The following is a 12,321-nucleotide window of genomic DNA, read 5'->3' as shown; positions in this document are numbered from 1 at the left end:
CGAGCAGGCTCGCTCCCACAGGTTGATCGCATACCAATGTGGGAGCGAGCCTGCTCGCGAAGGGGCCTTCAAGGCCACTACAAAATCAATTGAAGGAAGAGTGCCATGCAAGACTGGCAGCGTTCGGTGATCTACCAGATTTACCCGAAGAGTTTTCACAGCCATGCCGGCAACCCCACCGGTGATCTGCTCGGGGTCGTGGCCAAGCTCGATTACCTGCAATGGCTGGGGGTCGATTGCCTGTGGATCACGCCATTCCTGCGTTCACCGCAACGCGACAACGGCTACGACATCAGCGATTACTACGCGATCGACCCGAGTTACGGCAGCATGGCCGACTGCGAACTGCTGATCGCCGAAGCCGGCAAGCGCGGGATCAAGCTGATGCTCGACATCGTGGTCAATCACACCTCGATCGAACATGTCTGGTTCCAGCAGGCGCGCAGCAGTCTCGACAATCCGTATCGCGACTTCTATATCTGGCGCGATCAGCCGAACAATTGGGAATCCAAGTTCGGCGGCTCGGCCTGGGAGTACGAAGCCCAGACCGGGCAATATTTCCTGCACCTGTTCGACCACACCCAGGCCGATCTGAATTGGGACAACCCCAAGGTGCGCGCCGAAGTGTTCAAAATGATGCGCTTCTGGCGCGACAAGGGCGTGGGTGGTTTCCGTCTCGATGTGATCAATCTGATCTCCAAGCCAGCCGACTTTCCCGAGGACAACAGCGACGGTCGTCGTTTTTACACCGATGGCCCGAACGTCCATGAATACTTGCAGCAGATGCATCGCGAAGTCTTCGCGGGTCATGACCTGATCAACGTCGGCGAGATGTCATCCACCAGCCTCGAACACTGCATTCGCTACTCGAATCCGCAGTCGCAAGAGCTGTCGATGACCTTCAACTTTCATCACCTGAAAGTCGATTATCCGAACCTGCAAAAGTGGGTTCGCGCCGATTTCGATTTCCTGCAGCTCAAGCGGATTCTCTCCGATTGGCAGACTGGCATGCAGGCCGGTGGTGGCTGGAATGCGCTGTTCTGGTGTAACCACGATCAGCCACGGGTGGTCTCGCGTTTTGGCCATGATGGCGAGTACCGGGAGCTCTCGGCGAAGATGCTCGGCACCGCACTGCACTTTTTACAGGGCACGCCGTTCGTATATCAGGGTGAAGAGTTGGGCATGACCAACCCTGGGTTCGAACATATCGATCAGTACCGTGATGTCGAAACCCTGAACATCTTCCGCCTCAAGCGCGAAGGGGGCACCAGCGACGCCGACAACATGGCGGCGATCATGCAGAAGTCCCGCGACAACGGGCGTACGCCAATGCACTGGAACGCTGAAGCGAATGCCGGTTTCAGCAGTGTTGAACCATGGATCGGGGTGCCGGCGAATGCCGCGCAGATCAACGTCGCCCAGCAGCTCGACGACCCGCAATCGGTGCTGCATCACTACCGCCGCCTGATCGCATTGCGGCGCACTGAGGCGTTGATGTCCGACGGTGTCTACCGGCAGTTGTTGCCGGAGCACAAGCAAGTCTGGGTTTACCTGCGCGAGGGTGCGGGCGAGCGCCTGTTGGTAGTGAACAACTTCTATGGCTCGCCGTGCGAAGTCGAACTGCCTATGGAGATCGACGAGTCGCTGAGCCAGCGCTTGCTGATCAGCAACTATCCGGACTGCCCGCAGCGCAATCGACGGGTGATTTTGCGGCCTTACGAATCGTTCGTTCTGCACCTGATCGACCATTGATCACTCACTGAAAAACACCGTTTGAAAAAACACGCAGAGCCCTGCGCGGGGGAGTTTTGCGCGCCGAATTCATGCAAACACACAATAAAAATAATGGGGTGGCTTATGAAAACAACAATAAATCGCAGCCTTGCAGTGGCAGGGATATGCCTCGCGTTTCCACAGTCGTCGCATGCGTTGGAGTTCGGTGGTTACTTGCGCAGTGGCATTGGCAATTCGCTCAAGGGCGGTGGCCAGTCATGTTTTCAGTTACCGGGAGCACAAACCAAATACCGCTTGGGCAACGAATGCGAACAGTACGGTGAGCTTGAGCTGCGCCAGGATCTGTACACCCTCGACGACGGCTCGGTGCTCAGCGTCGACGGCATGGCCTCGCTGTACAACCGCTATAACCGCAGCCCGACGTTCAACGAAGACAACGGTTCGATTCGCCTGCCGCAGGCCTACGCCCAGTGGTCGGCGATGCCCGCGCTCAACGGCGGCTCACTCTGGGCCGGCCGCCGTTACTACAAACGTAACGACATCCATATTTCCGATTTCTACTACTGGAACCAGAGCGCCACCGGTGGCGGGGTCGAGGACGTGCTGATCGGCGATCTGAAATACAGCTACGCGTTCTCGCGCAAGGACAACCTTTATCAGAAGGACTACATCAACCGGCACGACTTCAACGTCGCCGGTTTCAACACCAATCCCGGCGGTGAACTTGAGTTCGGCCTCAGCTACATCGACAAGCCCGACAGCCGCGATGCCCACCGTGGCTGGGCGATCACCACGCAACATGTGCAGAAGGATTTTCTCGGCGGCAAGAACAAACTGGCCTTGCAATACGGCGAAGGGCCGGGCACCGGGCTGGGCTACACCGGTAACGTCAAACTCGACGACAGCAACAAGAGTTACCGGATTGTGGAGTTTTTCGACTGGCAGGTGACGCCGCGTTTTGGTGGGCAAGTCGAGGCGGTGTATCAGAAAGACATTCGCCCGGACGGTGCTGACCAGAACTGGATTTCTCTGGGCGTGCGTCCGACCTATGCGCTCACCGAGCAGTTCAAACTGGTCACCGAACTGGGTCACGATCAAGTCGAAGCCCCGGGCGGGACACGCAAACTGAGCAAGTTCACCTTCGCCCCGACCTGGTCACCCAAGGGGCCGGAATTCTGGGCACGCCCCGAGGTGCGGCTGTATTACACCTATGCCACCTGGAACGAGGCGGCGAAACGTGCGGCCAACGAACTGGCCAAAGGCTCGGCCCTGTCTGATACCGGCGCCTTCGGCACTGCGCGCCACGGTGCGAATGTCGGATTGCAGGTCGAATATTGGTGGAAATAAGCGATGCTGGTGGGGCGTCGCGCTCCACGGGCACTTCAGAGAACAAAACCGCAGGTGACGTCATGGCCACATCCCAACAATTGCAACTGCTGGCGCCTTTGTCCGGCGTGCTGATACCGCTGGACCAAGTGCCGGATCCGGTGTTTTCCAGTCGCGTGATCGGCGACGGTCTGTGCATCGATCCGACTTCGTCAACGCTGTGCGCGCCCCTCGCGGGAGTCGTCAGCAACGTGCAGGCCAGTGGGCATGCGATCAGTATCACCGGCGACACGGGCGTTCAGGTATTGATGCACATCGGTCTTGATACGGTGAACCTGGCGGGACAGGGGTTCACCCGACAGGTCGAAGAGGGCCAGCGGGTTGAAGTCGGGCAAGCGCTGATCGAGTTCGATGCCGACTACCTTGCCCTGAATGCCCGCAGTCTGATGACCCTGATGCTGGTGGTCAGCGGAGAGCCATTCACCTGGCAGGTCGCGCCAAGCGGTCTGGTCGAAACCGGCCAGGTACTGCTGAGCCTCGCCAGTGCCGCGGCGAGCAGCGACGAACCTGTGGTTGCAGAGGGCGAAAGACTGTTCTCGCAATCGCTGGAACTGCCCAATCCGAATGGCCTGCATGCGCGTCCGGCGGCGGTGTTCGCGCAAGCGGCAAAGGGCTTTCGCGCGCAGATTTATCTGCATAAACAGCAGGCCGAAGCCAATGCCAAATCATTGGTGGCGATCATGGCGTTGCAGACTGCTTGGGGTGACAGCGTGCAGGTCAGTGCGCTGGGCGACGATGCTGAAGACGCGATCAATACACTCTCGCGGTTACTGGCCGAGGGCTGCGGCGAAGCGGTGACGGCAGTGGTTGCTGCGCCGCCAGTCGAGAGTGCCGAGCCAGAAGTCCTGACGGTTTTGCGTGGAGTCTGTGCATCTCCCGGTTCGGCATTGGGAACGGTGATACAGATCACCGAACCGACACTCGACGTGAAAGAGTTCGGTGCCGGTTCGCACGTCGAACGCGAAACTCTGGCGAACGCGCTGATCGAGGCCGACATGGCCTTGCAGCATCTGCGCGACATCGCCAGCAGTGAAACTCAGGCGGAAATTTTCAAGGCGCATCAGGAACTGCTCGAAGATCCGAGTCTGCTTGATCAGGCTCAGGGGTTGATCGCTGAGGGCAAAAGTGCGGCGTTTGCCTGGCGCACGGCCACTGCGGCGACAGCGACGCTTTTCCAGCAACTCGGCAGCCCGTTGCTGGCTGAAAGGGCGGCGGATCTGGCTGACGTTGGCCAGCGCGTGCTCAAACAAATCCTCGGGGTCAGCGAACATGCGCTGGAACTGCCGGCCGGCAGCATTCTGATCGCGGAGCAACTGACGCCGTCGCAGACTGCCGGCCTCGACACCGGCAAAGTGCTGGGATTCGCTACCGTCGCTGGCGGGGCGACCAGTCACGTCGCGATTCTGGCCCGAGCCTGTGGTTTGCCGGCGATCTGCGGGATGCCTGCGCAAATGTTGACGCTGGCCAGTGGCGCCCAGGTATTGCTCGACGCCGACCGGGGCGAACTGCATGTGCATCCGGAGCCTGAGGTGATCAACCAGTGGCACGCCAGGCACGAGCAACAACGCCAGCGTCATCAACACGAGCAGGCGCAGGCGACGCAAGCAGCCTGCACCCGCGACGGGCATCACATCGAAGTCACGGCCAACGTTGCCTCGCTGAGCGAAACCGAACGGGCGATGGCTGTGGGCAGCGCAGGCGTTGGGCTTTTACGTTCGGAGTTTCTTTATCTGGATCGCAATCATGCGCCGACGCGTGACGAGCAGGTCTCGACCTACAGCGCCATCGCCCGGGCCGTGGGGCCATCGCATAACCTGGTGGTGCGCACGCTGGATGTCGGCGGCGACAAGCCGCTGGCCTATGTGCCGATGGACAGGGAAACCAACCCGTTCCTAGGGCTGCGCGGGATTCGCCTGTGTCTGGAGCGCCCGGACCTGTTGCGCGAGCAGTTCCGCGCCATCCTCGGCAGTGTCGGCCTGACGCGCCTGCACATCATGTTGCCGATGGTTACGCAATTATCGGAATTGCGTCTGGCGCGGCAGATGCTGGATGAGGAAGCGCTGGCGCTGAATCTGGATCAACTGCCGAAACTGGGGATCATGATCGAAGTGCCGGCAGCGGCTTTGATGGCCGATGTGTTTGCCCCGCACGTGGACTTCTTCTCGATCGGCACCAACGATCTGACCCAATACACCCTGGCCATGGATCGCGATCATCCGCGTCTGGCCAGTCAGGCTGACAGCTTCCATCCTTCGGTACTGCGGCTGATTGCGCTGACCGTGAACGCCGCACACGCCCACGGCAAATGGGTCGGTGTGTGTGGGGCGATGGCCTCCGAGCGTCTGGCGGTGCCGCTGTTGCTGGGGCTGGGGGTGGATGAGTTGTCAGTGAGTGTGCCGCAGATTCCGGCGATCAAAGCGGCGGTACGCGAGGTGGATCTGCTCGACTGCAAGGCCATTGCCGAGCAGGTGCAAGGGCTGGAGAGCGCTGACGAAGTACGCGAGGCGCTGCGTCGGTTTCACCAAGCAACAGTCGAAACTCTAACGGCTCTGGAGAACTGAACATGTTCGATAAATTGCAGCAGGCATTCTGGAAAGCCCTGACCCCGGATCTGGTGGTGGATACCCCGCCGGTGCAGGCTGAGCCAGCCGACGGATTGAGTGCCGAGATTGTCGTGGCGCTGGGCGGTGTGGATAACCTCAACTCGCAGCAACCGGTCGCGTTGACCCGCGTGCGCGTGGCGTTGGGCGATGTGTCGCTGATGGATCGTCAGGCGCTGAGCGAGGCCGGTGTCGCGGGTGTAATGCCCCTGGAGGGCGGCGTGGTGCACTTGATCACCGGTCTGCGAAACTGAGCGCGGAGGGCATGTGCGGCCTCAGGTCACCCTTACTGTTTCTCAACCGCAGGTGTATCGTATTCGCCTTTTACGGGCCTTCAGGGTCTGTCGCTGATACGTGAGGTAGTTGAGTTCATGTCCTTTACCCGTCGCCAAATCCTCGGTGGCCTGGCCGGTCTTGTTGTCGTTGGCGTTGGCGCGGGGGGCGCATCGCGTTACTGGCTGGGCAAGATGGCCGACGCCGAGGCGGGCCACGACTACGAGTTGATCGCAGCGCCGCTGGACGTGGAGTTGGTGCCGGGGCACAAGACCGAGGCCTGGGCGTTCGGCCCGTCGGCGCCGGGTACCGAATTGCGTGTGCGTCAGGGTGAATGGCTACGGGTGCGCTTCATCAACCATCTGCCGGTGGCGACCACCATTCACTGGCACGGCATTCGCCTGCCGCTGGAAATGGACGGCGTGCCGTACGTCTCGCAGTTGCCGGTATTGCCGGGCGAATATTTCGACTACAAATTCCGTGTGCCGGACGCGGGCAGCTACTGGTATCACCCGCACGTCAGCAGCAGCGAAGAGCTCGGTCGTGGCTTGGTCGGGCCGCTGATCATCGAAGAGCGCGAGCCGACCGGTTTCAAGTACGAAAAGACCCTGAGCCTGAAGAACTGGCACATCGACGATGAAGGCAACTTTGTCGAGTTCAGCATCCCGCGCGAGGCCGCACGTGGTGGCACGGCGGGACGTTTGTCGACCATCAACGGCGTGCCTTCGCCAGTGATCGAGTTGCCGGCAGGGCAGATCACTCGCGTGCGTCTGCTCAACCTCGATAACACCCTGACTTATCGCATCAACATCCCTGGCGTTGAGGCAAAGATCTACGCGCTGGATGGCAACCCGGTCGAACCGCGCCCGCTGGGCAAGGAATACTGGCTCGGCCCCGGCATGCGCATCTGCCTGGCGATCAAGGCACCGGCGGCGGGGGAAGAACTTTCGTTACGCAACGGCCCGGTGCGTCTGGGCACCCTGCGCTCGGTCGCCAACACCGATGCACCGACAGACTGGCCGAAAGCGCTGCCCGCCAATCCGGTGGCCGAACCGGACCTGGCCAATGCCGAGAAACTCAACTTCAATTTCGAATGGGTCGGTTCGGTGTCGGTCAACGTCGACAACGGCAAGCCGCCGAGCCTGTGGCAGATCAACGGCAAGGCCTGGGACATCACCGACAAGACTTGTGCCGATCGGCCGATTGCCAGTCTGAAACTAGGCCAGAGCTATATCTTCGAACTGAAGAACATGACCCAGTATCAGCACCCGATCCACCTGCACGGCATGAGCTTCAAGGTGATTGGGTCGAACCGGCACAAGATCATTCCGTACTTCACCGACACTTATCTGCTGGGCAAGAACGAGCGTGCGCAAGTGGCGCTGGTGGCGGATAACCCGGGGGTGTGGATGTTCCACTGTCATGTGATTGACCACATGGAAACCGGCCTGATGGCCGCCATCGAGGTGAAGTGATGCGCCAGATTCGCCCCGCGGCGATCATCGACCGCAGCCGTGATCGCGATTTCATGCGCGAAGCGCTGGCCCTCGCGGCGCAAGGCGCAGCCCTTGGCGAAGTGCCGGTGGGCGCGGTGCTGGTGCAGGATGGCGAGATCATCGGTCGCGGCTTCAATTGCCCGATCAGCGCCAGCGACCCCAGCGCCCACGCGGAAATGGTCGCGATCCGCGCTGCCGCGCAAGCCGTGAACAACTATCGCCTGCCGGGGAGCACGCTGTACGTGACGCTGGAACCGTGCAGCATGTGCGCCGGGCTGATCGTCCATTCGCGGGTGGCGCGGGTGGTGTACGGCGCGCTGGAACCGAAGGCCGGGATTGTGCAGAGCCAGGGGCAGTTTTTTACCCAGGGCTTTTTGAATCACCGGGTGTTGTATGAAGGTGGGGTGTTGGCGGAGGAGTGTGGGGCGGTGCTGACCGAGTTTTTCCGGGCGAGACGCGCTAAACCAGCTGAATAAACACGGATTCAATGTGGGAGCGAGCCTGCTCGCGAAAGCGTCCGTACATTCAACATGAATGGTGACGGACACACCGCTTTCGCGAGCAGGCTCGCTCCCACAGTGGGATCTCCGTTGTGCAGGAGATTGCGTTACTTCTTCGCGACGATAACGGCACGCATCGGCGCCGGCAGTCCTTCAATCGTCTTGCTGTGATCTTCGGGATCCAGGAAATCGCTCAGCGACTGGTACTTCATCCACTCGGTACCGCGCTGTTCCTCGACCGTTGTGGTGCTGACATCCACGCAACGAATATCGGTGAAACCTGCTCGACGCAGCCACAATTCCAGCGCCGGCACCGACGGCAGGAACCACACGTTACGCATCTGCGCGTAACGATCTTCCGGCACCAGCACTTGATGCTTGTCGCCCTCGACCACCAACGTTTCCAGCACCAGTTCGCCGCCCTTGACCAGGCAGTCCTTCAGCGCCAGCAAATGCTCGATTGGCGAGCGGCGGTGGTAAAACACGCCCATGGAAAACACCGTGTCGAAACCTTCCAGATTCGGCGGCAGGTCTTCGAACGGGAATGGCAGATGCCAGGCATTGGGCTCGGACAGGTAACGCTGCACGGCCTGGAACTGGCAGAAGAACAGCCAGTTCGGATCGACACCGATCACACTGTCCGCGCCGGCACCGAGCATGCGCCACATGTAGTAGCCGTTGCCGCAGCCAACGTCGAGGATACGTTTGCCCTGCAGATCCAGATGCGGTGAAACCCGCGACCATTTCCAGTCCGAACGCCATTCAGTGTCGACGTGCACGCCAAACAGATCGAACGGCCCTTTGCGCCATGGCGACAGGCCCATCAGCGCGGTGCGCATTAGCGCACGGGTTTCATCGGCGCAATCGGTGTCGAGCTTCAGGCCGTTGAGCAGATCGATTTCACTCGGCTGGATCTTCGGCAAGGCATCCAGCGCACTTTGCCAGCGCTCCAGATCGCCGTGGCCCTTCTCCATTTTCTTGTCGAGTTGCGCTTGCAGAGTGTTGGCCCATTCGGCCAGCGGTGTGCCAGCCAAACGGCGGGCGAGGGGGGACAGATCAATCATGGCAAGGCAATCAACGAGGCAAAGTTAAGACACTGGAACCACGGCACGACTTTCGAGAACCCGGCGGCCAACAGGCGTTCGCGGTGTTCTTCAAGGCTGTCGGGTTTCATGACGTTTTCGATGGCGCTGCGCTTCTGGGCGATTTCCAGTTCGCTGTAGCCGTTGGCACGTTTGAACGCGACGTGCAGATCGGTGAGCAATTGATGTTCTTCGGCATCGTTGAAGCGCAGCTTCTCCGAGAGAATCAAGGCGCCACCGGGCAACAGCGATTGGCGGATGCGCGAGAGCAACGCGGTGCGCTGATCCGGGGCGATGAATTGCAGGGTGAAGTTCAGCGCCACCACCGAAGCAGGTTTGAAATCCAGCGCGAGGATATCGCCCTCGATCACTTCGACCGGCAGCAACTCCTGGAACATGGAATCCTGACCGTTAAGGTACTCGCGGCAACGTTCGACCATCGCCGCCGAGTTATCCACCGCGATTACCCGGCAGCCGTCAGTGCGTACATGGCGACGCAGCGCTTGGGTCACCGCACCGAGCGAAGCGCCGAGGTCATAGAGCACGCTATTGGGCTGAGCGAACTGCGCCGCGAGCACGCCAAGGTTCTCGACGATGGTCGGATAACCCGGCACCGAGCGCTTGATCATGTCCGGGAACACCCGCACCACGTCTTCGTTGAAGGCGAAGTCAGGCACCTTGTCCAGGGGCTGGGCGAAAATGCGATCGGGTTCTTTGCTCACGGCGGTGTCCGGCGGTGTCGGTGGAAAAGGCCGGCATTTTAGCCAAAGTGGCGCGGGGATGCTTGGGTTGTCTGATAAAGCACCGCACAGAGTGTGAAATGCGCACTTGTGGCGAGGGAGCTTGCTCCCGCTCGGCTGCGCAGCAGTCGCAAAACCTGAGTACTAGATATGCCTGCAGTATCGCGTGCGCCGGGTTTGGGGCCGCTTCGCAACCCAGCGGGAGCAAGCTCCCTCACCACAGGGTTAGCGTTTAGTCTGGGAGAAGGCCGAGGCCGCAATACCCCACTGTCCCAACCAATAGCTGAGGATGATGACGTACGGCGCTGCATGGAACGGCGACACAAAGCGGTCGATGCCAATCACGCTGTCGGAGAACACGAACGCCAGCGCACCGCCTGCTGCCAATAACGCCGAGCGCTTCGGCACGTCAGTACCCAGACGTGCGAGGGCGCGCCAGAGCATCGCGCTGATCGCCGTGCCGTAAACGATCACCGGCACCAGCAAAGGCCCGAGCCCGCTGGAAATCAGAATCCCCAGCAGCACCGCGCCGACGCCGACCGCGAGCACCAGCGGCAACAGCGCCAGACGTTTGCAATCGCTGAGATAAGCCTTGAGATAAGCCAAATGCGCGATGAGAAACGCACCGAGGCCAAACACGAACAAATCCCCCGGCCACGCCAGCAATACATCGCCGAGCAGAGAGAAAATCAGACCCAGGCTGATCCAGCGGCGATAGTCGCTGGGTGGCGCATCGTGCAGCCAGCCGAGCAACGCCAGCACCGGCAGCGGTTTGACCAACAGGCAGAGCAGCGCCGCATGGGTGCTGACACCATAGAGGAACGTCACCGCGCCCATCAGCGCCAGAATCAGCCAGCCCACGATCAGTTCACCGAGATCGCGCAGTCAAAGGTTTCAACCGGCAACACTTCCGGTGCCCATGGTTGTTGCGAGGTCAGACGCAGACGCCCGGTGCCGGGAGCAAATGCCTGGAAGCGCCAGGTTGAAAGTCCGGCAGCGCCCACCACGCCGGCATCTTCTGGATTGCTGTAAACCTCAGGGCTGAGCGCGCGCAACACGCCACCGGCCGAATCCTGAATGGCCCAGCGATAACCGGTAGTCGGATTACTTGGCAGCATCACGATCAGGTTTTGCCCAGTGCTGAGCCGCACCGGACATTCGCTTTGTTTTTCCACGGTCACGTTGTGTTTCGGCTGCGTGGCGCAAGCGGCCAGCAAGGAAAGGGCGAGAGGGACAAACAGGCGAGTGGGGGACATAAGGTCAGCGGCTCCAGCGTTGGCGACGAACGGCGAGCATAACTGAAGATGAGACAAAGTGTGACAGTCGGGGCGTTGGTGTCCGGGTTGACGCCATCGCGAGCAGGCTCACTCCTACAGGGGTTTGTGGTGAACACTCGATTGGTGAACGCCACATCTCACTGTAGGAGTGAGCCTGCTCGCGATAGCGGTAGTCATGTCAGCAAAGAACTATCAGAAGAGCACCTTCGCCACATCCGCAAACCGCTTGGCGAAGTGTACGGTAATGCCTTCCTTCAGATAATCCGGCAGTTCCTCGAAGTTGCCCCGGTTTGGCTCCGGCAAAATCAGTTCGAAAATCTTCTGCCTTCTCGCCGCAATCACCTTCTCGCGCACGCCGCCAATCGGTAGAACATGCCCGGTCAGGGTCAGTTCGCCGGTCATCGCTACGCCTTTTTTCGGCGCCTGATTGCGCGCGAGGGAGAGCAGGGCGCTGGCCATGGTCACGCCGGCGCTCGGGCCGTCTTTGGGTGTGGCGCCTTCCGGTACGTGCAGGTGGACGAAGGCTTCGTCGAAGAATTTCGGATCGCCGCCGAACAGTTTCAGGTGCGAGCTGACGTAGCTGTAGGCGATCTCCGCCGACTCTTTCATCACGTCACCCAGTTGCCCGGTGAGTTTGAAACCACGATTGAGTGTGTGAATTCGCGTGGCCTCGATCGGCAGGGTCGCGCCGCCCATGCTGGTCCATGCCAGGCCCGTGATGACGCCGGTGCCGGACAGCACTTGTTCATTGCGGAACACCGGATGGCCCAGCGAGACTTCGAGGTCTTTCGGCCCGAGCTTGATGACGGCTTTCGGATCGTCGATCAATTTCATCACCGCTTTGCGCACCAGTTTGCCCAGTTGTTTTTCCAACTGGCGCACCCCGGCTTCACGGGCGTAACCGTCGATCAAGGCCTTGAGCGCGCTGTCGCTGATACTCAGGCTGCCTTTCGACACGCCAGCCTTTTCCAGCAGTTTCGGCCACAGGTGACGCTTGGCGATGGCGACTTTTTCTTCGGTGATGTAGCCCGACAGGCGAATCACTTCCATCCGGTCGAGCAACGGGCCGGGGATCGAATCAAGGGTGTTGGCGGTGCAGACGAACAGCACTTTCGACAGGTCCATGCGCAGGTCGAGGTAGTGGTCGAGGAATTCGACGTTCTGTTCCGGGTCGAGGGTTTCCAGCAGCGCCGAGGCCGGGTCGCCCTGGTAGCTCTGGCAACCCTCGACCCG

At 60.5% G+C, this 12,321-nt stretch carries 11 protein-coding genes; 6 read left to right on the top strand and 5 right to left on the bottom strand.

Translation table 11 applies throughout. From position 1 onward, the window contains the following. The first annotated feature begins 105 nt into the window (after positions 1-105). The 6 genes from treC (at position 106) to tadA (ending at position 7,965) form a co-directional block, all read left to right on the top strand. Positions 106-1,752 carry an alpha,alpha-phosphotrehalase gene (gene treC, locus ACIOWE_RS12635; protein WP_401391594.1) on the top strand — a complete coding sequence of 549 codons (1,647 nt, stop codon included), beginning with the start codon at positions 106-108 and terminating at the stop codon, positions 1,750-1,752. A gap of 105 nt (positions 1,753-1,857) precedes the next feature. Next, the gene (locus ACIOWE_RS12630) at positions 1,858-3,081 is read left to right on the top strand and encodes a maltoporin (protein WP_401391591.1); all 1,224 of its coding nucleotides are present in this window, start codon (positions 1,858-1,860) and stop codon (positions 3,079-3,081) included. 62 nt (positions 3,082-3,143) lie between these two features. After that, positions 3,144-5,681 (top strand): phosphoenolpyruvate--protein phosphotransferase, encoded by a 2,538-nt coding sequence (ptsP, locus tag ACIOWE_RS12625; RefSeq protein ID WP_401391588.1) that lies wholly within the window; start codon positions 3,144-3,146, stop codon positions 5,679-5,681. A gap of 2 nt (positions 5,682-5,683) precedes the next feature. Further along, positions 5,684-5,974: a PTS glucose transporter subunit IIB gene (locus ACIOWE_RS12620; RefSeq protein WP_401391585.1), complete on the top strand. Its 291-nt coding sequence runs from the start codon at positions 5,684-5,686 to the stop codon at positions 5,972-5,974. 117 nt (positions 5,975-6,091) lie between these two features. Next, on the top strand, positions 6,092-7,468 hold the full coding sequence (locus ACIOWE_RS12615; protein WP_401391582.1) for a multicopper oxidase family protein: 1,377 nt from the start codon (positions 6,092-6,094) through the stop codon (positions 7,466-7,468). Continuing rightward, positions 7,468-7,965, top strand: coding sequence for a tRNA adenosine(34) deaminase TadA (tadA, locus tag ACIOWE_RS12610; protein ID WP_401391579.1), 498 nt, complete (start codon positions 7,468-7,470; stop codon positions 7,963-7,965). The genes ACIOWE_RS12615 and tadA overlap by 1 nt, the downstream gene beginning before the upstream one ends. A gap of 131 nt (positions 7,966-8,096) precedes the next feature. On the opposite strand, the gene cmoB is transcribed toward tadA, so the two are convergent. The 5 genes from cmoB to ACIOWE_RS12585 form a co-directional block, all read right to left on the bottom strand. After that, positions 8,097-9,053, bottom strand: a complete 957-nt coding sequence (cmoB, locus tag ACIOWE_RS12605) for a tRNA 5-methoxyuridine(34)/uridine 5-oxyacetic acid(34) synthase CmoB (RefSeq protein ID WP_401391576.1) — start codon at positions 9,051-9,053, stop codon at positions 8,097-8,099. Next, positions 9,050-9,793 carry a carboxy-S-adenosyl-L-methionine synthase CmoA gene (gene cmoA / locus ACIOWE_RS12600; protein WP_201236938.1) on the bottom strand — a complete coding sequence of 248 codons (744 nt, stop codon included), beginning with the start codon at positions 9,791-9,793 and terminating at the stop codon, positions 9,050-9,052. Before cmoA ends, cmoB begins: the two co-directional genes overlap by 4 nt. A gap of 243 nt (positions 9,794-10,036) precedes the next feature. Beyond that, the gene (locus tag ACIOWE_RS12595; protein WP_401391572.1) at positions 10,037-10,672 is read right to left on the bottom strand and encodes a lysoplasmalogenase; all 636 of its coding nucleotides are present in this window, start codon (positions 10,670-10,672) and stop codon (positions 10,037-10,039) included. 2 nt (positions 10,673-10,674) lie between these two features. After that, positions 10,675-11,067, bottom strand: a complete 393-nt coding sequence (locus ACIOWE_RS12590) for a protease inhibitor I42 family protein (RefSeq protein WP_401391569.1) — start codon at positions 11,065-11,067, stop codon at positions 10,675-10,677. Positions 11,068-11,280: 213 nt separating this feature from the next. Beyond that, a partial coding sequence (locus ACIOWE_RS12585; protein ID WP_401391566.1) for a S16 family serine protease occupies positions 11,281-12,321 on the bottom strand: 1,041 nt, incomplete at its 5' end.

The sequence above is a fragment of the Pseudomonas sp. NPDC087598 genome (genome assembly GCF_044743525.1).
Classification (GTDB): domain Bacteria; phylum Pseudomonadota; class Gammaproteobacteria; order Pseudomonadales; family Pseudomonadaceae; genus Aquipseudomonas.
This window is presented reverse-complemented; position numbering and strand designations above follow the sequence as displayed.

Bases quoted from the DNA above. Each gene is read 5' to 3' on its own strand.
- treC (WP_401391594.1), top strand. From the start codon at position 106: ATGCAAGACTGGCAGCGTTCGGTGATCTACCAGATTTACCCGAAGAGT.
- ACIOWE_RS12630 (WP_401391591.1), top strand. From the start codon at position 1,858: ATGAAAACAACAATAAATCGCAGCCTTGCAGTGGCAGGGATATGCCTC.
- ptsP (WP_401391588.1), top strand. From the start codon at position 3,144: ATGGCCACATCCCAACAATTGCAACTGCTGGCGCCTTTGTCCGGCGTG.
- ACIOWE_RS12620 (WP_401391585.1), top strand. From the start codon at position 5,684: ATGTTCGATAAATTGCAGCAGGCATTCTGGAAAGCCCTGACCCCGGAT.
- ACIOWE_RS12615 (WP_401391582.1), top strand. From the start codon at position 6,092: ATGTCCTTTACCCGTCGCCAAATCCTCGGTGGCCTGGCCGGTCTTGTT.
- tadA (WP_401391579.1), top strand. From the start codon at position 7,468: ATGCGCCAGATTCGCCCCGCGGCGATCATCGACCGCAGCCGTGATCGC.
- cmoB (WP_401391576.1), bottom strand. From the start codon at position 9,053: ATGATTGATCTGTCCCCCCTCGCCCGCCGTTTGGCTGGCACACCGCTG.
- ACIOWE_RS12590 (WP_401391569.1), bottom strand. From the start codon at position 11,067: ATGTCCCCCACTCGCCTGTTTGTCCCTCTCGCCCTTTCCTTGCTGGCC.